The 21,929-nt window shown below is 67.6% G+C and carries 21 protein-coding genes and 1 pseudogene; 11 read left to right on the top strand and 11 right to left on the bottom strand.

Features of this window, described 5'->3' with window-relative positions; all coding sequences use genetic code 11:
- Window positions 1-170 precede the first annotated feature (170 nt).
- The 5 genes from EV653_RS27025 to EV653_RS27005 all read left to right on the top strand — a co-directional run bounded on the left by EV653_RS27025 (window position 171) and on the right by EV653_RS27005 (window position 4,581).
- Window positions 171-1,481, top strand: a complete 1,311-nt coding sequence (locus EV653_RS27025; RefSeq protein ID WP_134106456.1) for an aminotransferase-like domain-containing protein — start codon at window positions 171-173, stop codon at window positions 1,479-1,481.
- Between the two features lie 144 nt (window positions 1,482-1,625).
- Window positions 1,626-2,573, top strand: coding sequence for a D-alanine--D-alanine ligase family protein (locus EV653_RS27020; protein WP_134106455.1), 948 nt, complete (start codon window positions 1,626-1,628; stop codon window positions 2,571-2,573).
- Window positions 2,574-2,581: 8 nt separating this feature from the next.
- Window positions 2,582-3,391 (top strand): SURF1 family protein, encoded by an 810-nt coding sequence (locus EV653_RS27015; protein ID WP_134106454.1) that lies wholly within the window; start codon window positions 2,582-2,584, stop codon window positions 3,389-3,391.
- A complete protein-coding gene (locus EV653_RS27010; RefSeq protein WP_238160120.1) occupies window positions 3,388-3,741 on the top strand; it encodes a DUF3817 domain-containing protein in 354 nt (117 codons plus the stop codon). Before EV653_RS27015 ends, EV653_RS27010 begins: the two co-directional genes overlap by 4 nt.
- A gap of 42 nt (window positions 3,742-3,783) precedes the next feature.
- Window positions 3,784-4,581: a class I SAM-dependent methyltransferase gene (locus tag EV653_RS27005; protein ID WP_134106453.1), complete on the top strand. Its 798-nt coding sequence runs from the start codon at window positions 3,784-3,786 to the stop codon at window positions 4,579-4,581.
- A 551-nt stretch (window positions 4,582-5,132) separates the two neighbouring features.
- Here the strand turns inward: EV653_RS27005 and EV653_RS27000 are convergent.
- From EV653_RS27000 to rpmH, 8 genes and pseudogenes are all read right to left on the bottom strand, one after another.
- Window positions 5,133-6,113, bottom strand: a complete 981-nt coding sequence (locus tag EV653_RS27000) for a ParB/RepB/Spo0J family partition protein (protein ID WP_134106452.1) — start codon at window positions 6,111-6,113, stop codon at window positions 5,133-5,135.
- 80 nt (window positions 6,114-6,193) lie between these two features.
- The gene (locus EV653_RS26995) at window positions 6,194-7,129 is read right to left on the bottom strand and encodes a ParA family protein (RefSeq protein WP_166679568.1); all 936 of its coding nucleotides are present in this window, start codon (window positions 7,127-7,129) and stop codon (window positions 6,194-6,196) included.
- 521 nt (window positions 7,130-7,650) lie between these two features.
- A complete protein-coding gene (rsmG, locus tag EV653_RS26990) occupies window positions 7,651-8,322 on the bottom strand; it encodes a 16S rRNA (guanine(527)-N(7))-methyltransferase RsmG (RefSeq protein WP_134106451.1) in 672 nt (223 codons plus the stop codon).
- Window positions 8,323-8,451: 129 nt separating this feature from the next.
- Window positions 8,452-8,976 carry a Jag family protein gene (locus EV653_RS26985; RefSeq protein WP_441294981.1) on the bottom strand — a complete coding sequence of 175 codons (525 nt, stop codon included), beginning with the start codon at window positions 8,974-8,976 and terminating at the stop codon, window positions 8,452-8,454.
- 323 nt (window positions 8,977-9,299) lie between these two features.
- A pseudogene (gene yidC, locus EV653_RS26980) lies at window positions 9,300-10,280 on the bottom strand (membrane protein insertase YidC); the annotation flags it as partial.
- 9 nt (window positions 10,281-10,289) lie between these two features.
- Window positions 10,290-10,550 (bottom strand): membrane protein insertion efficiency factor YidD, encoded by a 261-nt coding sequence (gene yidD / locus EV653_RS26975; RefSeq protein ID WP_238160231.1) that lies wholly within the window; start codon window positions 10,548-10,550, stop codon window positions 10,290-10,292.
- Window positions 10,551-10,618: 68 nt separating this feature from the next.
- Complete coding sequence (gene rnpA, locus EV653_RS26970) at window positions 10,619-10,960, bottom strand: ribonuclease P protein component (protein WP_134106448.1); 342 nt, start codon at window positions 10,958-10,960, stop codon at window positions 10,619-10,621.
- Between the two features lie 26 nt (window positions 10,961-10,986).
- On the bottom strand, window positions 10,987-11,124 hold the full coding sequence (rpmH, locus tag EV653_RS26965; RefSeq protein WP_130386492.1) for a 50S ribosomal protein L34: 138 nt from the start codon (window positions 11,122-11,124) through the stop codon (window positions 10,987-10,989).
- Between the two features lie 1,406 nt (window positions 11,125-12,530).
- Here rpmH and dnaA point away from each other — a divergent pair.
- The 6 genes from dnaA (at window position 12,531) to EV653_RS26935 (ending at window position 19,808) form a co-directional block, all read left to right on the top strand.
- On the top strand, window positions 12,531-14,180 hold the full coding sequence (gene dnaA / locus EV653_RS26960) for a chromosomal replication initiator protein DnaA (protein ID WP_370358706.1): 1,650 nt from the start codon (window positions 12,531-12,533) through the stop codon (window positions 14,178-14,180).
- Between the two features lie 447 nt (window positions 14,181-14,627).
- Window positions 14,628-15,773: a DNA polymerase III subunit beta gene (dnaN, locus tag EV653_RS26955; protein WP_134106447.1), complete on the top strand. Its 1,146-nt coding sequence runs from the start codon at window positions 14,628-14,630 to the stop codon at window positions 15,771-15,773.
- 25 nt (window positions 15,774-15,798) lie between these two features.
- Window positions 15,799-16,722 (top strand): phosphogluconate dehydrogenase (NAD(+)-dependent, decarboxylating), encoded by a 924-nt coding sequence (gene gnd, locus EV653_RS26950; RefSeq protein WP_134106446.1) that lies wholly within the window; start codon window positions 15,799-15,801, stop codon window positions 16,720-16,722.
- A 1-nt stretch (window position 16,723) separates the two neighbouring features.
- Complete coding sequence (recF, locus tag EV653_RS26945) at window positions 16,724-17,863, top strand: DNA replication/repair protein RecF (RefSeq protein WP_134106445.1); 1,140 nt, start codon at window positions 16,724-16,726, stop codon at window positions 17,861-17,863.
- Entirely contained in the window at window positions 17,856-18,419 is a 564-nt protein-coding gene (locus EV653_RS41780) for a DUF721 domain-containing protein (protein ID WP_202871825.1), read from the top strand. The genes recF and EV653_RS41780 overlap by 8 nt, the downstream gene beginning before the upstream one ends.
- 132 nt (window positions 18,420-18,551) lie before the next feature.
- Window positions 18,552-19,808: a hypothetical protein gene (locus EV653_RS26935; protein WP_238160119.1), complete on the top strand. Its 1,257-nt coding sequence runs from the start codon at window positions 18,552-18,554 to the stop codon at window positions 19,806-19,808.
- Between the two features lie 6 nt (window positions 19,809-19,814).
- On the opposite strand, the gene EV653_RS26930 is transcribed toward EV653_RS26935, so the two are convergent.
- From EV653_RS26930 to EV653_RS26920, 3 genes are read right to left on the bottom strand one after another with little or no spacing between them, the layout of a single operon-like run.
- The gene (locus tag EV653_RS26930; protein ID WP_134106443.1) at window positions 19,815-20,372 is read right to left on the bottom strand and encodes a hypothetical protein; all 558 of its coding nucleotides are present in this window, start codon (window positions 20,370-20,372) and stop codon (window positions 19,815-19,817) included.
- Window positions 20,369-20,971, bottom strand: coding sequence for a hypothetical protein (locus EV653_RS26925; protein ID WP_134106442.1), 603 nt, complete (start codon window positions 20,969-20,971; stop codon window positions 20,369-20,371). Before EV653_RS26925 ends, EV653_RS26930 begins: the two co-directional genes overlap by 4 nt.
- Window positions 20,968-21,603, bottom strand: a complete 636-nt coding sequence (locus tag EV653_RS26920) for a hypothetical protein (RefSeq protein WP_134106441.1) — start codon at window positions 21,601-21,603, stop codon at window positions 20,968-20,970. The genes EV653_RS26925 and EV653_RS26920 overlap by 4 nt, the downstream gene beginning before the upstream one ends.
- Window positions 21,604-21,929 lie beyond the last annotated feature (326 nt).

Genomic DNA, 21,929 nt, shown 5'->3' with positions numbered 1-21,929 from the left:
CTCTCAGGCCGCACCGCGCCGCCCGGCTGTCTCAGCAGCCAGATCACGGCATGGTCGAACCTGCCCCTATAAGGCATGGTAGTGAGAGGTCGCGCCGATCCACAGCCCGGACTCGGGTCTGTCGACGTAACCTGGTGACTTCCCCTCGATCACCCGTTGGAGTGGCCCTCGTGAGTGCTGACGTGCCTGATGTCCGGCAGACCCGCCTCGACAACTATGTCGAAGCGTACGCAGCCCGGACCAAGGGCATGACCGCATCGGAGATCCGAGCGCTGTTCTCCGTTGCCAGCCGCCCCGAAGTGGTCTCCCTCGCGGGCGGCATGCCGAACATCGGCGGCCTGCCGCTGGATGTGGTCGGCGGCGCGGTCCGCGACCTGGTGATCGACAACGGCGCGGTCGCGATGCAGTACGGCTCCGGCCAGGGCGACCCGGCTTTGCGCGACCAGATCTGCGACATCATGCGGCTCGAGGGCATCGAGGCCCACCCGGACGACGTCGTGGTCACGGTCGGCAGCCAGCAGGCCGTCGACCTGGTGACGCGGGTGTTCTGCGATCCGGGCGACGTGGTGATCTGCGAAGCGCCTTCGTATGTCGGTGCGCTCGGCGTGTTCCGGGCGTACCAATGCGAAGTGGTGCACGTCGCGATGGACGACGACGGCGTCGTGCCGGAGGCGTTGGAGCAGGCGATCGCCACGGTCCGCGCGGCCGGCAAGCGGATCAAGTTCTTCTACACGATCCCGAATTTCCACAACCCCGCCGGGGTTTCGCTGTCGGACGAGCGCCGGTCGCGGGTGCTGGAGATCTGTCAGCGGGCCAAGCTGCTGGTGCTGGAGGACAACCCGTACGGGCTGCTCGGCTTCGAGGGTGAGCCGCAGCGCGCGTTGCGGGCCGACGATCGCGAAGGCGTGATCTACCTCGGGTCGTTCTCCAAGACGTTCGCGCCCGGTTTCCGGGTGGGTTGGGCGGTCGCGCCGCATGCGGTGCGGGAGAAACTCGTGCTGGCACAGGAGTCCGCGACGCTCTGCCCGCCGACGTTCAGCCAGCTCGCCATCTCGTCGTACCTGGTCCGGCACGACTGGATGGGGCAGGTGAAGCAGTTCCGCGAGATGTACCGCGAACGCCGGGACGCGATGCTCGCGGCGCTCGCCGAAAAGATGCCTGCAGCAACGACCTGGACGCGGCCGAGCGGCGGGTTCTACGTGTGGCTGACGTTGCCGGAAGGCCTTGATGCGAAGGCGATGCTGCCCCGGGCGGTCACCGCGCGCGTGGCGTACGTGCCCGGAACGGCCTTCTTCGCCGACGGTTTCGGCTCGCAGTGCATGCGGCTGTCGTACTGTCATCCGACACCGGAGCGGATCACCGAAGGTGTCGGTCGGCTCGCCGCGGTGATTCATGAGGAGCTCGAGCTCCGCGAGACGTTCGGTCCGCTGCCACCTGGTGCGGGACGTGACTACGACGCTCCGGGACCGGAGCTGAGTTAGACCACCCTGCTGCGACGAGCGCAAAGGTTGCGCAATGGATCTACGGGTGGCCGTGGGTCGCTGACGCGCTAGCGGTACCGTTCCAATGGGCCTCGGGACCGGCGCCCGTGCCGGAGTCGCCCACGAGTGATCGGGATATTTGTGATGAGTGATCTGGGTCGAGTGCTTGTTCTGGCCGGCGGGCTGTCGCACGAGCGGGACGTCTCGCTGCGGTCCGGTCGGCGGGTGGCGGACGCCCTGCGCAGCGTCGGCGTAGAGGTCGAGCAGCGTGACGTCGACGCCTCCCTGGTCGACCGGCTGCGCAACGATCCGCCGGACGCGGTCTTCCCCGTCCTGCACGGCGTCACCGGCGAGGACGGCGCACTCCGCCAGGTCCTCGACCTGTACGGCGTTCCGTACGTCGGCGCCGACGCGGCCGCGTGCCGCACGGCCTTCGACAAGCCGGTCGCGTCGACGATGGTCGGGGCAGCCGGGCTGCACACGCCGGCGTCGGTCGTGCTCGGGCATGACACATTCCGGGAGCTGGGCGCCGCGTCGCTGATGGAGTCGGTGATCCACCAGATCGGGCTGCCGCTCGTCGTGAAGCCCGCCCGCGGCGGTTCCGCGCTGGGCGCGTCGATCGTGCGGTCAGCCGAGGAGCTGCCGTCGGCGATGGTGAACTGCTACGCGTACGGTCCGGTGGCGCTGATCGAGCAGTACGTCGACGGCACCGAGGTCGCCGTGACCGTGGTCGACACGGGCGACGGGCCGCGGGCTCTGCCGGCGGTGGAGATCCGGCCGGACTCGGGGTTCTACGACTACGAGGCGCGGTACACGGCCGGGGCGACGCAGTTCGTCGTGCCTGCCCGGCTCGAGCCTGAGGTCGCGGGTGCGTGCGCTGCGGCAGCGGTGCAGGCGCACCAGGCGCTGGGGCTGCGGGACCTGTCGCGGTCGGACCTCGTCGTGGACGCGGCCGGCGTGCCGTGGTTCCTCGAGGTGAATGTGGCGCCGGGGATGACGGAGACGTCGCTGGTCCCGTTGGCGGCTGAGGCCGCTGGGATCGAGCTCGGTGTGCTCTGCCGCGATCTGCTGGCGACAGCAGCTGCTCGCTGAAGGTTGTGATGCCCGACGTACCCCGGCCGCTGTGGCGGACCGTCCTGACACCGCGGTGGATCGGGCTGCTTGTGCTGGCTCTGGCCATTGCCGCAGTGATGTCGGTGATGGGTGTGTGGCAGTTGGGCGTGTACCGGTCCAAGACGGCTGATGCCACGGCCCACCGGGCTCAAGCTGCACCGGTGGCCTTGCAGTCGCTGTTCTCGATCGACGAAGGGCTGCCGTCCAAGGCGGTCAGCCGACGGGTGACGGTGGACGGGACGTGGGGTCCGGCCGCGGATCAGGTCTTCATCGCCAATCGCTCGCAGGACTCGCGGGTCGGCTTCTGGGTTGTGTCGCCGGTGAAGCTCTCGTCGTCGGACGCCGTGATGGTGGTTCGTGGCTGGGTCCCGACGGTCGGGGATGCCGCTGCGAAGGCTCCTAGCGGCCCGGTGCGGCTGACCGGGACGGTGATCGCGTCCGAGGCGGAGGATTCGTCGGGCGATGCCGCCAAGGGCCGAGTGCTGTCGTCGCTGCGGATCCCGACGATCGTCCACCTCGTCGACTACCGCGTGTACGACGCGTTCGTCGTCCAGGAGTCCGTGTCCGGCGGCGTACCCTCCCCCGCGCCGGCCGTCGTCCAGCCACCCCCGCCGCCGACCGACCACGCCGGGCTGCGGAACATCGCGTATGCCTTCCAGTGGTGGATCTTCGCGGCCTTCACGCTGTGGATGTGGGCGAAGATGGTGCTGGACGCCAACCGCGACGTCGACGAGCCGGATCCGGACCAGGACCGGCCCGGAGAGCGTGTGGAGCCAAGCGGTACCGTTTCAGCGTGACCTCTCCAGCCGACCCCGCCACCTCCGCCGGCTCGCAGCCGTTGACCCCGGCCGTCCGCGGCGCGCTGATGCGCTACCGCGTGATCGCGTACGTCGTCGGCGTGATGCTCCTGCTGCTGGTGTTCCTCGCCATGCCGCTCAAGTACTTCGCGGACAGCCCCGGCGCGATGGACGTGATCGGCCCGACGCACGGGTTCCTGTACATGGTCTACCTGCTGCTGACCTTCGACTTGTTCCGCCGGGTTCGTTGGTCGTTCCCGCGACTGGTGATGATGGCGCTGGCCGGCACGATCCCGTTCCTGTCGTTCTACGCCGAGCGCAAGACGTCGCACGAACTGCTGGGCCGCTAATCCCGTTGTCCCGCAGGGGTTCCGGCCCCTAGCGTCGACTCCGTGCTGCATGACATCACGGAGTCGAACCGCGCCAGCTGGAACCAGATCCACACTGCGCGCCCAGGGCAACCAGCGTCGTACTTCGCCAACGGCGGCTCGACGCTGTCCGCCGACGAGCTCGCAGCGGCGGGCGAGGTCCGCGGCCGCCGCGTCCTGCAACTCGCCTGTTCTTGCGGCGACGAAGCCCTGTCATGGGCTCAACTGGGCGCCGCGGTCACCGGCGTCGACATCTCCGAGGTCGCCCTGGATCTGGCGCGCTCGAAGTCCGTTGCCGCCGGCATCCAGGTCGACTTCCGCCGCGCCGACATGCTCGCCCTCCCGGCAGACCTCACTGACTTCGATCTCATCTACCTGAGCTGGGGCGCGATCTGCTGGGTCCCCGACCTGACCGTGTTCGCGACTCTGGTCGCGTCACGCCTGGCGCCCGGCGGCTCGATCCTCGTGGCCGACCATCACCCCGTCTGGGAAGTCCTCGCCGTCCAGGCCACCGGGCAGTTGACGGTCACCGCCGATTACTTCGGTCGCTCGACCCCGCACGCCACCATCGAAAACACCAAACTCCCGACCGGGGCCCGCGACAATCCCGACGCCCCGTCCTTCCAGGCTTTCATCTGGCCTCCGAGCGACATCATCACCGCGTTGTCGGCCGCCGGCCTCACGCTGGCCAGGTTCCAGGAGTTCCCCAACCCGGAGATGTACGCCGGCCTGGGCCCCACCGCAAGCCTGCTCCCCGCCACCTATCTCATCAAAGCCACCCGCAATGTTTCACATGAAACATTGCAGCAAGTCCCCAAGTAGCTATGTCGACAAATCTCGCCTCGGCTCACGCGCTCGCTGTGGACCTTGCCCGCCGAGAACATCGCCCGAGGTCGCTTAGGATCCCGCTGACAGAGGAATCCCTGGCCTTACCGAGACCACAGGCAGGCTGCTCACGACCCACCCGGGCGCAACCCCTCCGCGCGAACAGGGTGCGCCGGCACACCAGGCCGTCTCGTCCACCTCGGGCGGTTCCGGCGACCGGCTGTCTCGCCGGCTCGGGTGGTTCCGGCCGTTTTGGCAACTCTGGGTGCTCGGGCGCCTGCGCCACTCAGGCAGCTCCGGCTATTACGGCGTCTCAGACTGGCCGGTCGCTCCCGGCGGCTTCCGTGACCAGGGCGCCACATCGCGCTTGCGGCCCACGGATCTTCAGGCCATCACAATCGTGGCCGCCGTCCGCGGGTGAGCGGGCGGTCGGCGGACGTCGCACGTTGTGATGGCCTGGAGATCCGCGACAGACCCCGCCCTCGGCCAGCGCTCCGCCCGCGCGCCCATCTGTTCGCATGGTGGCAGGCGGCAGGCAGCCGGGGAAGTCAGTCGGTCTGCTTGTTGGGGTCCATCAGTGTGACGATGCGCTCGAGGTCGTCGAGGGAAGCGAACTCGACGGTGATCTTGCCCTTGGTCTTGCCGAGGTCCACCTTGACGCGCGTCTCGAAGCGGTCGGAGAGCCGGTCGGCCAGGTCGACCAGGCGCGGGGCCACCGGCTTGTTGCGGCGCCGGGGCGGAGTGGGATCCTCGGCGTTCATGTCGCCCAGTGCGACGATCTCTTCGACGGTGCGGACCGAGAGGCCCTCGGCGACGATGCGCTGCGCGAGGCGCTCGATGGCGTCGCCACTCGGGAGACCCAGGAGAGCCCGAGCGTGGCCCGCGGAGAGGACCCCGGCGGCAACGCGGCGCTGTACGCCGGCGGGCAACTTCAGGAGTCGCAACGTGTTGGAGATTTGTGGCCGCGACCGTCCGATCCGGTTGGCGAGGACTTCCTGGGTGCAGCCGAAGTCGTCGAGCATCTGCTGGTAGGCGGCCGCCTCTTCGAGCGGGTTCAGTTGGCTGCGGTGCAGGTTCTCCAGGAGCGCGTCCCGGAGCATCGCGTCGTCGGAGGTGTCGCGGACGATCGCCGGGATCGTCGCCAGGCCCGCCTGCTGCGTTGCCCGCCAGCGGCGCTCGCCCATGACGAGTTCGTACTTGTCGCCCTCGAGCCGGCGAACGACGATCGGCTGCAGGAGCCCGATCTCCTTCACCGAATGGACGAGCTCCTCCATCGCCTCCTCGTCGAAGACGCTCCGGGGCTGCTTCGGGTTCGGCGTGATCTTGTCGACCTCGATCTCGGCGAACGAGGCGCCCGGTACCGCGGCCAGCTCCGGCCCTTGCGGCCCCTGCGGCCCCTGCGGCTCAGCCGGTTTCGCGATCGGCGGCGCGCCCGGGATCGAGCTCGACTTGCTGCCGAGGGTCGTAGTGCCGGGGGCCGGCGAGCTGGGGATCAGCGCGCCAAGTCCGCGTCCGAGTCGGGTGTTCATCGCGCTCCCTCGAGATCGACATCCTGAGTCACTGCTGACGTTCCCGTTTCACGTGAAACGGTGCCACACCGATCCACAAATCAGGCGTTGTTCCGCATGGCGATCTCGCGGGACGCCTCCAGGTACGAAAGTGCGCCCGCGGACGCCGGGTCGTACGCGAGCACGGTCTGCCCGTGGCTCGGGGCTTCCGAGATACGCACCGAGCGCGGCACGGCAGTCCGCAGTACGGCGTCCTTGAAGTGGCCACGGACTTCGGCCGCGACCTCGCCGGCCAGCTTCGTCCGGGCGTCGTACATCGTCAGCAGGATCGTCGACACGTCGAGGCCGGGGTTCAGATGCGACTTCACCATGTCGATGTGGCGGAGCAGTTGAGACAGACCCTCGAGTGCGTAGTACTCGCTCTGGATCGGCACCAGCACCTCGCGTGCGGCCGTCAGCGCGTTCACGGTCAGCAGGCCGAGCGACGGCGGGCAGTCGATGAAGACGTAGTCGTACTTCTCCCCCGCGGCCTCGGACTTGGCCAGATACGCGTCGAGCACGTTCTTCAGCCGGCTCTCACGAGCGACGACGCTGACGAGCTCGATCTCGGCACCGGCCAGGTCGATCGTCGCCGGGATGACCTGGATGCCCGGGTGCTCGGCACACGGCTGGATGAGGTTGTCGAGAGCCTCACCCTCGATGACCGCTTCGTACACGCCCGGCGTTCCTTCGGCGTGGTCGATCCCCAGGGCCGTCGACGCGTTGCCCTGGGGGTCGAGGTCGATCACCAGGATCTTCGCGCCGTACAGCGCGAGACCGGCGGCGACGTTCACGGTTGTCGTGGTCTTGCCGACGCCACCTTTCTGGTTGGCGACCACGAAGACTCGGGTCTGGTCGGGCAGCGGGAACTCGCGGCCCATCGTGCGTCCTTCATTCACCAGCAGGGTCCGTTCGGTCGCGGCGGCGATCGGAGTCTCGAGAAGTCGTCGCTGAAGCTCGTCCGACGTGGCCCGCGCGGCGATCTGTGCGGCAGTCATAGCGCCCATTCCAAGAGGTGCGGGACTTGGCCCGAAGAGGATGTCGGTAGGGGTCGGGGCGGGTCTGCCCCCAGCTCCGTCCACAGGCTGCTGTGGACGAATTCCCGTGTGCAGAGGCAGTTTCATGCGGTGGTCATCCACAGGCGGTGGAGAGTCCGAGAAGCCCGGTTCGGCGTCCACCAGTGACGCCGATTCGGGCTCGGAACCATCATCGCGCATGTCTGGCGTTTCACGTGAAACGGAGCCGTCGCCGATCGCTCCGGGGACGTCGAGACCGGCCGCGGCAACCGCCCGGAGCCCCGAACTGTCGATCGGCGGCGTCGCCACGATCGGGTCAGGCAGCTCCGCAGAAGAAGAAGTCCGGACAGGAGGTGCCGGCGCGGGGGTGAGGTCGGGAGTCGGCTCGTGGGTGACCACGCGAACGCTGGATTCCGGATCGGTCGGCCAGCCGATGCCTTGCGATGACCTCGGCTCACCGGTGCTCCTCTCGGGCCATCCGAGGGCACGACTCACCAACCCGCTCACCTCCCGTGTCTTCCGTGCCGGGATCCCCCTGCAGCACGTCCGGCCACAATACTCACCACAGTCGTGGGGAGGGCCAGTTCATCGCCGCCGAGTTGATGAATGTGCCAAAGCTCTGCCCCGAGCTTCGCCAATTCGCGTTCCGAGGCGTCCAGTTCCTCCTCTGCGGACTCGCCCTTCATCGCCAGCATCAGTCCGCCCTCGACGCAGAGCGGCAGACACCAGCGGGCGAGTTTGCCGAGAGGAGCAACGGCCCGGGACGTCACCACGTCGTACGAGGCTCGTGGCAGATCCTCGGCCCGGGACCTGACCACCGTCGCGTTGTCGAGCTCGAGTGTGTCGACCGCTTCCTGGAGGAAGGTGGTGCGTCGGAGCAACGGCTCGACGAGCTCCACCTGGAGATCGGGACGGACGATCGCGAGCACGATCCCCGGCAGGCCGGCGCCGGTGCCGATGTCGGCAACCAGGGACTCCTCCGGGACCAGCCGCTCGACGACGGCACAGTTCAGCAGGTGCCGGTCCCAGAGCCGCGGCACCTCGCGCGGCCCGATCAGCCCGCGCAGGGTGCCTTCGGTCGCGAGCAGCTCGGCGTACGCCGAAAGCCGGACCGCCGCCCGTGGAAACAGCTTGTCCACGAGCGGCGGTGTTTCACGTGAAACGTCTTCGGTCATCGGGCCTCCCGGGCTGGACTGAGGAGCGCAGGGAGCGGAGCGACCAGAGCGACGAGGGAAGGCCGCGAGTCACAGCCCGATGACCCGCCGCGCCGGAGGCGCGGCATGCGCACTGTCACTGGCGTGCGTTCATGGCTGTACCACCACGCGGCGGCGGGGCTCCTCGCCCTCGGACTCTGACGTCAGGCCCGCGGCGGCGACCACGTCGTGCACGACCTTGCGCTCGAACGGCGTCATCGGGTCGAGCCGAACCGGGGTCCCGGACGCCTTCGCCTCCTCGACCGCCTTCCGGCCGACCTCTTCGAGCTCGGCCTTCCGGTTCGCCCGGTAGTTCGACACGTCCAGCATCAGCCGCGACCGCTCACCGGTCTCCCGGTACACCGCCAGCCGGGTCAGCTCCTGGAGCGCCTCGAGCACCTTGCCGTTCTCGCCGACGAGGTTGTTCAACTCCGCGCCGACGATCGACACCGCGGCACGATCGCCGTCGATGTCCATGTCGATGTCGCCGTCGAGATCGGCGATGTCGAGCAACTCCTCCAGGTAGTCCGCCGCAATATCGCTCTCGGCCTCGAGCGCCTTCAGGCGATCCGCGGCCGAATGGTTCGTACCGGCGGACTGCTCCGCCGCCTCAGTGTTCTGCATGCCGTCGCTCACGGCCACTCCTTCGCAATATCGGGATCCGCCCCACGGGGACCCCGTCGTTCACAAGTCAGGATGTGCAAGCACGAAGAGCTCGCGGGTCAGCGCGAACCGCCGGAGCGCTTCTGCGCCGCCCTCTTCTGCGCGGCCCGCTTCTGGGCGGCCGACTTGGCTGCCGGCTGGCGCTTGGTCGAGCCGGCCGGCTGCTTCTTGGGAACAGCGCCCTGTGCGTTCTTCGGTGCGTCCTGTGGTCGCGGCGCGTCCTGCGGTGCCGTCGTCTGGCCGTTGCTTGACGCCGTCGAGTCGGAGGCGGTCGCAGCACCGGCGGCCGGGCCGCCCTTGCGGTCGCTGCGCGACTGGCGCTTCGGCTGCTGACGCTGGGCCGGACGGCGATCCGAGGTCGCGGTCTCCGTCGCGGCGCCCGCCGTACCGGGAACGCCGTCGTCGACCGGCTTGCCGTGCCGGACGTTGTGCTCGCGCTTGCGGGCCTGCATCGCGTCGTACGCCGGGGTGCCAGGAGCGGGGTTGCGGCGGATCACGTAGAACTGCTGGCCCATCGTCCACAGGTTCGAGACGAACCAGTAGATCAGCACACCGATCGGGAAGTTGAAGCCACCGATCAGGAAGAAGACCGGGAAGACGTAGAGCATGACCTTCTGCATCTGCGCTGCCTGGCCGGTGAGGGCCTCCTTCGGCATGTTCTTGCGCATCAGCTGAAGCTGCGTGGTGAACATCGTCGCGGTCATCAGGATGATCAGCACGATCGCGACGATCTTGACGTTGTTCTCACCCGGGCCGCTTGCCTTCAGGAAGGTTTGCGAGATCTCCGCGCCGAAGATCTTGGCGTGCTGCAGCGACGAGACGTACGGCTGCATGATCGGGCTGTGGGCCTGACCCTTCGCGGCGTAGTCCAGCACGCGGAACAGGGCCAGGAAGATCGGCGACTGCAGCAGCAGCGGAAGGCACGAGGAGAACGGGTTGGTGCCCGTCTCCTTGTACAGCTTCATCATTTCCTGACCGAGCTTCTCCCGGTCATGGCCGTACTTCTTCTGCAGCTCCTTCATCTTCGGCTGCAACAGCTGCATGTTCCGGCTGGAGCGGATCTGCCGGACGAACAGCGGGATCAGGAGCGTCCGGATCACGACCGTGAGGCCCGCGATGGACAGCGCCCAGGCCCAGCCGCCGTTCGGGTCGAGCACCTGGCTGAGCAGCCAGTGCCAGCCGACGAGCAGCGCCGACACTGCCCAGTACAGCGGCGTCATGACCGTGTTGAACAGATCTACGATCCCGTCCCAAACGGCGAGCCCGGGGATGGCCAGAAGAGTCACTCATGCACCTCGCTGCACAGGCCCGGCGTCGGCTGACGGTCCGGGCTGGTTGGCGGAGTCGTGAAGACTGGGGTCCTCATGTTCTCCGCGCTGGTCGACATCTGTGGGTGGAACGGGGTCGTAGCCTCCGGGGTTCCACGGGTGGCAGCGGATGAGTCGTCTCATCGCCAGCCAGCTACCGCGCACCGCACCGTGGCGCTCGACCGCCTCCAAGGCGTACGCCGAACAACTCGGGTAGAACCTGCAGACCTGCCCGTACATCGGGCTGATCAGCAGGCGGTACAGCTTCAAGAATCCGATGATCCCGCTCCGCACGGGATTGATCCGCATCATGACTTCAGCAACCGGGTCAGAGCACCGTCGACATCCGCGGCGAGCTCCTCGTACGACGCCGAGGCGGACGACGGGAGCGCGCGGACGACGGCCAGGCTGCCGGCCGGAAGGTCAGGGAGCCGCGCTGTCAGCACAGCACGCAGACGGCGGTGGACCCGGTTCCGCAGAACCGCGTTGCCCACCGCCTTGTTCACAACGAATCCGACACGTGGAGGCTCGGCGCAGCCGTCCTCCACCAGCAGGTGGAGAACCACCGCGCGCCGCGACGCGCGACGTCCGGAGCGGACGGCGCGACGGAAGTCGTCGGACCGGCGGAGCCGGTTCGACGCTGGCAGCACGAGGTGGTCACCGTCGAGCAGGTCGCTCAGGCCGCGAGGCGCTGACGACCCTTGCCACGGCGGGCGGCGATGATCGCGCGACCCGCACGGGTACGCATCCGAAGACGGAAGCCGTGCTTCTTGTGCCGACGACGGTTGTTCGGCTGGAACGTCCGCTTGCTCACTGGAATGACTCCGGTTACTCGAGATCACAGAATGTCGACAAATCCACTGATTGGATCTGCCCAATGTAGCCGTCCTACACACCACCGGAGGAATCCGCAGGGAGCGCAGCACGAAACGGCCGGCTCAACACCGACTGATCCACGGTACGTGGCCGCCTGTGGACAGGTCAAACCAGGTATCCCCAGACTTTTCCACAGGCTTGTGGACAGGATAGTGGGCAACGGCCGCACCGGGCCGTGGTCACCCTCCGATCCGGACAGCCACAGAGAGCGATCGCCGACCATGACTACGCTCCGGCGTCTACCCGACACGCCGCAAGTTGCCCCCAATTTCCTGTTCATAGCCTGTGGATGACGGCTTGAAGCTGCCTACTCAGACTTGTTAGCGTCACTCCCTCACACCAGAGGTCCCACACCCCGCGATTGGTAACCAACCTGCTCCTGCGGTCGTTCACAACTGTGGACAACCGTGTGGACAGTGCGGCGGTCGGGTCGAATGGTCGCGCTACCCGGGTCCGCCCGGGACGCGCCGGCCACCGCAGCGATGAATCGGGGAGCAACGCGTGGTCGAGGACCATTCCGCCAGTGCGGAAGTCACACCGGTGGAATACACAACAGCCGAGTACCGGACGGAGCACTCCGGCGACGGCCGCCAGGACCTACGCCCCGAACCCGACGCAGGCCTCCGCCCCGAGCCGGAGGCGAACTTCCGTACCGAGGTCCCGCCCGCACCCGAGCCACAGCCTCGGGCAGAGACCGCGCCTCCGGCTGAGAGCAGCCCGGCGCCGACCCCGCGGCTGGATCCCGCCGACTACCTCAGCCCGTCCCTCCCGATCCCGATGCCGGAGCAGCCGGCGCCCGGTTACCGGCCCGCGCCACCGCCAGGTCCGTACGCATACCGCTCCGAGCTCGAGCGCGCGGCGACCGATCTGCCGGCCGGCCCCCTCCAGCCACCAGCACTGCAGCCACCAGCACTGCAGCCACCAGCACCAGAACCGCCGGCACTACAGCCGCCGGTAGGTACGGCGTACTTCGGTGCGGCGCCGACCATCGGCAATGTCCGCTACCCCGGTGAGAACACCGCCTGGGGCAGCGCTCCCGAATGGGGTACAGGCAGCGGAGACAGAGCGGTCTCGGCAGCGAACGAGGGGGATGGACGTGCGGACAACGCAACGAGCAACCAATGGTCACCGGATCACCGGCCCACTCAACAGACCGCAGAGCAGCCGGCCGAGACCCAGACCCCCGGGCAGCACACGCCCGAGCAGCACGCCCCGATCCAGCACACCCCGGAGCAGCACGCCCCGATCCAGCACGCTCCACAGCAGCAGTCCCAGCAATCCCAGCAGCAGGCGCCGCAGCAGCACCTCCCTCAGCAGCACGTCCTCCAGCCAGCGCCGCAGCCGGTGCAGCAGCCTGCGCCTCAGCAGGAGGTGGCAGCACCGGTGACGGATCTTGGTGATGCCTGGACCCGCGTACTCGCAGGCCTCCCGCCGAACCAGCGCGCCTGGCTGACCAATTCACGTCCGGTGACGCTGCACGAGAGCACCGCGATCGTTGCAGTACCCGACGACTTCACCCGCGGTCAGCTCGAGACCCGGCTCCGTCCCGACCTCGAGCGGATCCTCACCGAGAGCTTCGGCCGCGACATCCGGATCGCCGTCACCGTCGACCCGTCCCTCGACCCCGAGCTCCGCGAGCAGCAGGCCGCGCAACAGGCCGCTGCGCAGCAGCCCCCGCAGTACACACAGCAACCACCACCACAGCAGCATCACCAGCAGCACCCGCAGCAACCCGCCGTACGCGAGCCGCTGCGTACCGAAGGCGCGTACCAGCCGACCATCCAGTCAGCGCTGACCGATCCGGACAACGGACCGCAGTACAACCAGCCGCGTCCGGATGCAGCGCCGCAGCACTTCCAGCAGCCGGCGCCGCAGCAGCAGTTCGGTCAGCCGATGGGATCCGTCGCTCCGCCGCCGAACGGTTCGCCGACCCAGTCGGCCACCGAAGCGCAGGGTGAAGCCCGGCTGAACCCGAAGTACACCTTCGAGACCTTCGTCATCGGCAGCTCGAACCGGTTCGCCCACGCGGCCGCGGTGGCGGTCGCCGAGGCGCCGGGCAAGGCGTACAACCCGCAGCTGATCTACGGCGACTCCGGTCTGGGCAAGACCCACCTGCTGCACGCGATCGGGCACTACGTGCGCAGTCTCTACACCGGGGCCCGCGTCCGGTACGTCTCCAGCGAAGAGTTCACCAACGACTTCATCAACGCGATCCGCGACGACAAGGCGTCCCAGTTCCAGCGCCGGTACCGCGACGTCGACGTACTGCTGATCGACGACATCCAGTTCCTCGAAGGCAAGATCCAGACCCAGGAAGAGTTCTTCCACACCTTCAACACGCTCCACAACGCGAACAAGCAGATCGTGATCAGCTCCGACCGCGCGCCGAAACGCCTGGAAGCGTTGGAGGATCGACTGCGGAACCGGTTCGAGTGGGGTCTGATCACCGACATCCAGCCGCCCGACCTCGAGACCCGGATCGCGATCCTCCGGAAGAAAGCTGCGACCGAGCGGCTGACGGCTCCGCCCGAGGTGCTGGAGTTCATCGCGTCGAAGGTGCAGACGAACATCCGCGAGCTCGAGGGCGCACTGATCCGTGTCACCGCGTTCGCCAGCCTGAACCGGCAGCCGGTCGACCTGAGCCTGGCCGAGATCGTGCTGAAGGACCTGATTCCCGAAGGCAGCAAGCCCGAAGTCACCGCCAGCATGATCATGGGCCAGACGGCGTCGTACTTCGGTTTGTCGATCGACGACCTGTGCGGATCGAGCCGGAGCCGCGTCCTGGTGACCGCGCGCCAGATCGCTATGTATCTGTGCCGCGAGCTCACCGATCTGTCCCTACCGAAGATCGGCCAGCAGTTCGGCGGCCGCGACCACACCACGGTCATGCACGCGGAACGCAAGATCAGGCAGCTGATGTCCGAGCGGCGCAGTGTTTTCAACCAGGTCACCGAGCTGACGAACCGGATCAAACACCAGGCGAAGCAGCAGTAGAAGAACCGCACAGGCTGGGGACACAGCTGTGGAAAACTGTGGGTATTGCCGTGGACACAGCGGTCAATCGTGTGGACGCCCTGTGGGGACAGAATCCGTCATCCGCAGGCGTCCCCAGCACGACCGAGACTCGTCCACACGCCGTCCCCACCCGGAAACGCGGTCTGACCTGCGAACTCGTCGCTTTTCCACAGTATCCACCGGTGCGAAGAACACTATGGAATCTGTAGAGAGGTCCCAGTCCACAAAACGAACGGGCGGCCCGATCTGGGGAAAACCCCGATCTCGCGTCGATCGGACCGACCTGTCAGGCTGTTCCCGTAACGACCCGCAGTACGACGCCGACGCGACCCGCCCGAAGCGCCACGTCAGGCCCGATGGGCGCACAGCACCTTTGTCCGTGGCAGGATCTGCCTGGCACACAGCCGAATCAGGAGGCACCCAGCGGTGAAGTTTCGCGTCGAGCGCGACGTACTGGCCGAGTCGGTGGCCTGGGCCGCGCGCAGTTTGCCCAGTCGTCCCAGCGTTCCGATCCTTGCCGGCCTTCTGGTCGAGGCCGAGGACGGGCAGATCACTCTGTCCGGATTCGACTACGAGACCTCGGTCCGCGTCACCGTCCCCGCACAGGTGGCGGACTCCGGCAAGTGCCTGATCTCCGGCCGGCTTGTCGCCGACATCTCCAAGAGTCTTCCGAACCAGCCTGTGGACTTCTCCGTGGACGGCGCGAAGGCACAGGTCACCTGTGGCAGTTCGCGGTTCACCCTCCAGACGCTTCCTACAGAGGAATATCCGGCTCTGCCGGAGCTTCCGGCCGCCAGCGGGACGGTCAAGGCCGACGTTTTCGCCCAGGCCGTCTCCCAGGTGGTGACCGCGGCCGGACGTGAGGACACCCTGCCGGTACTGACCGGTGTCCGGGTCGAGATCGAGGGCTCCACGATCTCGCTGCTCGCCACCGACCGCTACCGGCTCGCGATCCGTGAGCTCGAGTGGAACCCGCAGTCCCCCGACGCATCCGCGGCCGCGCTGGTGCCTGCCCGGGTGCTGTCCGAGACGGCGAAGGCGATGACCGGCTCCGACGTGATCGTGTCGCTGGCCGCTCCTGGCACCGGCGACGGCATCGTCGGCTTTGAGGGTGAGGTGTCCGGTGGCAACCGGCGCGCCACCACCCGGCTGCTGGACGGCGAGTTCCCGAAGGTCCGCGGCATCATCCCGACCGACGCGGCGATCGCGACCCGGGTGCGGATCGACACCGCGACCCTGGTCGAGGCGGTCAAGCGGGTCGCCCTGGTCGCCGAGCGCAATGCCCCCGTCCGGCTGACCTTCGAGGAAGACAGCGTGACGCTGGACGCCGGCAGCGGTGACGAGGCGCAGGCGTCGGAGTCGCTCGAGGCACGGGTCGTCGGCGAGCCGGTGACCGTAGGCTTCAATCCGACGTACCTGCTCGACGGCCTGGGCGCGATCGGGACTCCGGTCGCACACCTGGCCTTCACGCAGGCGACGAAGCCGGCCGAACTGACCGGTGTGCGGGACTTCGAGGGCGAACCGATCAGCGAGTTCCGGTACGTGTTGATGCCGGTCCGCCTCAACAGCTGAAAGCCAATAGAACAAGGGGATTCAGATGGAGCTCGGCCTTGTCGGTCTCGGCAAGATGGGCGGCAACATGCGCCAGCGGATTCGCAACGCCGGCCACACCGTGGTCGGGTTCGACCACAACCCGGACATCTCCGATGCCAAGGACCTCGCCGACATGGTCGGCAAGCTCACCGCCGACGGCCAGCCGAAGGTGGTCTGGGTGATGGTTCCGGTCCAGGCCATCGATCCGGTCGTCACCGAGCTGGCCGAGCTGCTCTCCCCCGGTGACATCGTGATCGACGGCGGCAACAGCCGCTGGACCGATGACACCCGCCGCGCCGCACAGCTCGCCGAGAAGGACATCCGCTTCGTCGACTGTGGCGTCTCCGGCGGCGTCTGGGGCCTGGAGAACGGCTACGCCCTGATGTGCGGCGGCGACAACGACACCGTCAACACCGTGATGCCGATCTTCGAGGCGCTGAAGCCCGAGGGTGAGTTCGGTTTCGTGCACGCCGGCAAGGTCGGCGCGGGCCACTTCTCGAAGATGGTCCACAACGGCATCGAGTACGGCATCATGCAGGCGTACGCCGAGGGCTACGAGCTGCTCGAGGCGTCCGACGTCGTGGAGAACGTGCCGGAGGCGTTCCAGTCCTGGCGCGAGGGCACCGTGATCCGCTCGTGGCTGCTCGACCTGCTGGTGAACGCGCTCGAGGACGACAACCACCTGGAGAAGATCCGCGGGTACGCCGACGACTCCGGCGAGGGCCGCTGGACCGTCGAGGCCGCGATCGACCTCGCCGTACCGGTGCCGGCCATCGCGGCCGCGCTGTTCGCCCGGTTCTCGTCGCGGCAGGACGACTCGCCGGCGATGAAGGCGATCGCCGCGATGCGCAACCAGTTCGGCGGCCACGCGGTGAAGGGCGCCGAGTCCGCCGACCCGTCGTACGCGACACCCCCGGTCAAGCACTGAGGTGTACGTCACCGCCCTGGGTCTGCTCGACTTCCGGTCCTACCAGCAGGCGGAGGTCCAGCTCACCCCGGGCGTGACGGCCTTCGTCGGGCCGAACGGCCACGGCAAGACCAACCTGGTCGAGGCGATCCACTACACCGCGACGCTCGGTTCGCACCGGGTGGCGAACGACGCGCCGCTGGTGCGGGCCGGCGCCACCCGCGCGATCGTGCGGACCGAGATCCGCAGCCAGTACGACCGGGATGTGGTCGTCGAGCTTGAAATCAATCCTGGGAAGGCAAATCGGGCCCGGATCAACCGATCGCCGGTCCCGCGACCGCGGGAAGTGCTCGGGCTGCTGCGGACGGTGCTGTTCGCGCCGGAGGATCTCGCGCTGGTGAAGGGCGATCCGTCCGAGCGGCGGCGGTTCCTGGACGAGTTGCTGACGCTGCGGTCGCCGCGGATGGCCGGCGTACGGCAGGACTACGACCGGGTGCTGAAGCAACGGAACTCGCTGCTGCGGAGCGCGTCGCAGGCCCGTCGGCAGAACCGGACGAGCGCCGCCGAAGGGCAGCTGCGCACGCTCGAGGTCTGGGACTCGAACCTGGCGCGCGTCGGGTCCGAGCTGCTCGCGACCCGGTTGGAGCTGCTGGAATCGCTGCGCCCGCTGGTGTCCAGCGCGTACGACGCTGTTGCCCGGGGCAAGGGTGATGCGCGGCTGGAGTACAAGTCGTCGGTCCTGCTCGAACCGGGCGTGACGTCGCGGGAGCAGTTGGCCGACGTGCTGCTGGAAGCGGTTCAGGAGAAGCGGCGGGACGAGCTCGAGCGTGGCGTCTCGCTGGTCGGTCCGCATCGCGATGACGTCGTACTCGGGCTCGGGGACTTGCCCGCCAAGGGATACGCGAGTCACGGTGAGTCCTGGTCGTTCGCGCTCGCGCTGCGGCTGGCGTCGTACGAACTGCTCCGTGCGGACGGGGGTGAACCGGTGCTGATCCTCGACGATGTGTTCGCCGAGCTCGACACCCAGCGCCGGGACCGGCTCGCCGAGCTGGTCGCGCCGGCAGAGCAGGTGCTCGTGACCGCTGCCGTCGGCGCTGACGTGCCCGCTGAGCTCAGCGGGGCGCGCTTCGAGGTCGGTGAAGGGGTCGTTCGGCGTGCCTGAACCCCCGGATTCCTCTGAGAGCGGCCCTGAGAGCGAGCTCGGTCCGGAAGTCGAGCACGACAAGCAGGGCCTGGAGTTGGCGAAGTCGCTGGCGGGACGGCTCAAGCAGCAGGCGGCCAAGGGCGGCATCATGCCGGTCAAGCGCCGCCGCCGGCCGCGGATCGACGGCGCCCAGATCAGCAGCGCCCGCCCCGACGACCGCGACCCGCAGAAGCTGACCAACACGCTCGGTCGCCTGATGCGCGACCAGGGCTGGGAGGTCGACGTCGCGGTCCACGGCGTGATGGCCCGCTGGCCGTCCATCGTCGGCCCCGAGATGGCCGAACACTGCAAGCCGGAGTCGTACGAGGACACCGTGCTGACCGTCCGAACGTCCTCCACCGCCTGGGCAACCCAACTGAAGCTGCTGGCCCCCGACCTGGTCCGCCGCCTGAACACCGAACTCGGCGAAGGCACCGTCACCCGCGTCAACGTCCAAGGTCCCCACACCCCCTCCTGGCGCAAAGGCCCCCGAACCATCCGCGGCGGCCGAGGCCCCCGCGACACCTACGGCTGACACCGCTGATTGCGCCCACGACCCGGGCAAGCCCTAGGATCGGGCGCGATGCGCACCCTCGTTGACGGCTTTCGCGAGATGGTCCACCTGATCGGAGACACCTTCCGACTCTGGTGGAAAAACTTGCTGCCCATGACCACCTGGTGGGTGGCCGGCTTCGCCGGGTTCACCGTGTGCATGCAGGGCGCGATGTGGCTGGGGAAGCACCAGCACTCGAGCCTCGGGACTGGTCTCTTCGCGGTCGGTGTTCTGCTGCAGATCACCGCTTCTGTCGGCATGATCCGCACCTGTGCGATGTCGTTGTACCGCTGGCGGGATGCCGCGAGCAGCGAAGCTGAAGAGACGTCGGACCCGACGCAGCGCGGGTTGCTCGAACTGCTGGCCATCACGCTGCTGCCGCTGGTCGCAGTCTGGTCGGCTTGGGGCTTCTTCGACGATCAGATCAGTCAGCTCTCAGCGACGAACCTGGTGCAGAACGGAACGCAGGCCGGCTCACAGTTCTTCAAGCTGGGCATCCACAGCTGGCACAGCTACCTCCCCGCGCTGGTCATCCTGCTGGTCCTACGTCGGGTGCTGCAGGCCGTCGACGATCGGTGGCCGAACAGGCCGGTGAAGTTCGCCCAGGTCTGGGCCGAAGCCTTCTTCGTGCTCCTCACGTGCGTCATCACGCCGTTCGCGATTGCCGAAGGCAAGCTGTGGTTCCAGCAACGGACCTTCTGGTACTGGTCGCTGAACTGGTGGGACGGCCTGAAGGACTTCTTCTCGCACATCCACATCCCGCTGCCGGCCGGCATCGAGTTCCTCTGGGGCTTCTTCTGGGAGACTCTCTGGCCGCTGTTCAAGCTCGGCGTCGGTGAGCCGCTGACGTGGCTGGCAATTACGACCGTCGTCTTCGGCCACCGGGTGCTCTCCAGCGGCGGAGTCTTCCGTGGCACCCGGCTGGAGCAACGACTCGGCGGCCGGGTGGAGCAGGAAGGACCGCAACGAGGCCGGTTGGTCGAGCTGACCTACAAGGCGCCGGATCTGGTGCTCGGCGGTCTCCGCGAGAAGTTCTACCCGGCGATCAACGCGTTCAGGCTCTTGGTCCGGGTCGGCCCGGTCTTCCTCGGTGTGGTCTGCATGGTCTACACGCTCTGGGTGCTCGCGGACGACTGGGCGTTCGTCCTGGTCCAACGGCTGATCGGTATGCACGGCGGCTACTGGGGCCTGATGAACCAGGAGATCTCAAGCATGATCGAGCGGCTCATCTTCGAACCGCTGCGCATCGCGCTCCTGGCGGCCGCGTTCGACCTGTGCATCTCGGTCGGCATCCAGCGGCGTAACGAGGCAGCCGCGGCCACTCGGCCGAAGGAGAACGAAGCCGAGCAGTCGGTGCCCGTCACCGTCTGACCAGCCTCAGGGAGTGATCAGGACCCGCCGGTGAGCGCTGAAGTCCTCGATGGTCACGCCAGTGAGATTCGGTACGGCTGACTTCGGCACCACGTAGACCTGTGCGATCTGCCGCGGCTTGTTCATGGTGAACGGGAAGTCGTCGTCACCGCAGTACGTCGGCAGCGGGTAATCGAACGGCTGCTGTCCGTCCCACGTGTTGCCGTGGGTGTCGCGCAGCGTCGCCTCGCAGCTGAAACCCTTGTCCTTGAGGAAGAGCCCTTCGCGCGGGGTCACCGTCAGCGTGGCGACGATGATCGTGGAGCCCGCCGGCCCGCCGAGCTCGATCGCCTCGCCGTCCTTGTCCAGCAAGGTGGTGTAGGCCTTCAGCGAGTCGAGCTTCCATTCGACGTGCGCGACCGTCACGGGTCCCTGGCTGACGACCTGGTCGATCCGGCCCTCTTCGTAGATGCGCTCCGTGTCGGTCAGATAAGGCCGCAGCAAGATGATCGTGGCGGCGGCCAGCAGGGCCACCAGCAGCGCGATCTGAACGGTTAGCCGGGACGCCCGGCTCGCAAGCCTCACGATGCCACCCGGGTGACCGACTTCTCGACGATGTACTGCGGGGCCGCGGTGTCGACCATCTGCTGGGCGATGGCATCGGTAGGGATGCCGAGATCGACCTCGATGTCGGAGTTGTAGTAGTTGAACACCATCGTCGGGTGCAGTTTCAGTGTGAGGCCGGTCATGTCCGCCGGGTTGAGCTCGAACACGACGGTGCCGGTCTTGGCGAAGCCGGCGTCCGGGAAGTCGATTCCGCTGTTGGACAGTCCTTCGACCGGCTCGTACACGCTGCCGCCGTCGGCCAGCAGGGTGGCGTTGATGTTGTCGGGCTTCTTCGCGCCACGGACCGCGTCCCATTCGATCGCGAGGTAGATGCCGTTGGTCTCGAGCGGCTTCTTGTCGCTGTCGGTGCTGTCGATCACCGAGCGGGCGAACTTGATCCGGGTCACTTTCATCGTCGATCCGCTGCCGGTGTAGTCGAGAGCCTGACCGATCGTGCCGTGGACGACCTTGATGTTCTGCTCGTCGTACACCTGGTCGGGCGCCGCGAGCCGGGTCACGCCGCCGAGCAGCACGAAGAGGACGCCGACCAGGATCGTCCCGGGGCGATAGAGCTTCACTTGCTGCCCCCGTTGTCGGTCACCACGGCCGGGTCCAGTCGCACGACGGCGACCGGCGCCTCGTTCTGCCAGAACTCGTTGTCGCTCGCGCCGAACACACCGCTGACAGCCTCGTACGTCTCGCCGAGCACACCGACCTCTATGGTCTTCGCGGCGAAGTCGGGGTCGACCTTGAACGTTGTGGAGCAGCTCTCCGGCGGAAGCCCATAGACGAGCACCCAGTTGATCTCGCCACGGCAGGAAACGCCGTCGCTCTCGATGGTCTCCGCGCCACCGCCCGGAACCAGAACCAGGAGCTGGTTCCGCGGGTTCTCGCTGTGATGTTCTTCGGTGTCGATGTTCTTGGCGTCGAAGTAGATCTTGACCTTCGACTCGGCCTCGTCGTACTCGGTCTTCGGTGTGCGGACGATCTCGGCTTTCGTGAAGCTGAACTCGAATCGGCCGGCCGTCACGGTCGTCGGTGCCGTCAGGGTTGGGACTGTGCGGCCTTTCTTCTCTTTCCAGCCGCCGGTGGCGAGGATGATCAGGGCGGCCACCACGACGAGGGCGATCACCAGCAGCCAGATTCGCCGGTGCCGGTGAATCACCCGGTCGGCGATCATCGCGTCGATGACCTCGTCGAGACTTTCCACGGCAGCGATCCTAAGGGGCGGTGGGTGCGCGCCAGGCACCGCTTGTCCACGGGACCCCGGACCCCGGTTCGGAGCCGGTCAAGCGGTCTGGACCGGTCGGTTCCGGAACGGTCAGTCGCGAAACACCCGGAGGCCACTGAGCGGCCGTGAGCGCTTTTCTGACCCCCTCCCGCGAGAGGGGACATGGAGATGAGGGAGAAAAGACGCCCTGATGCGAGTTTCGGGCGGCTGGTGGCAGGTTCTGCTTCGGTCGACAGGTAGAATGGACCGGGTAGGGCGAGCCGCGCCTCTACTATCACCGTAGAGGGCGGCTCTACTGTGCCGCG

Source organism: Kribbella pratensis (assembly GCF_004365355.1).
GTDB lineage: Bacteria > Actinomycetota > Actinomycetes > Propionibacteriales > Kribbellaceae > Kribbella.
The sequence above is the reverse complement of the archived record's forward strand: the minus strand, read 5'-3'. Positions and strand labels throughout refer to the sequence as shown.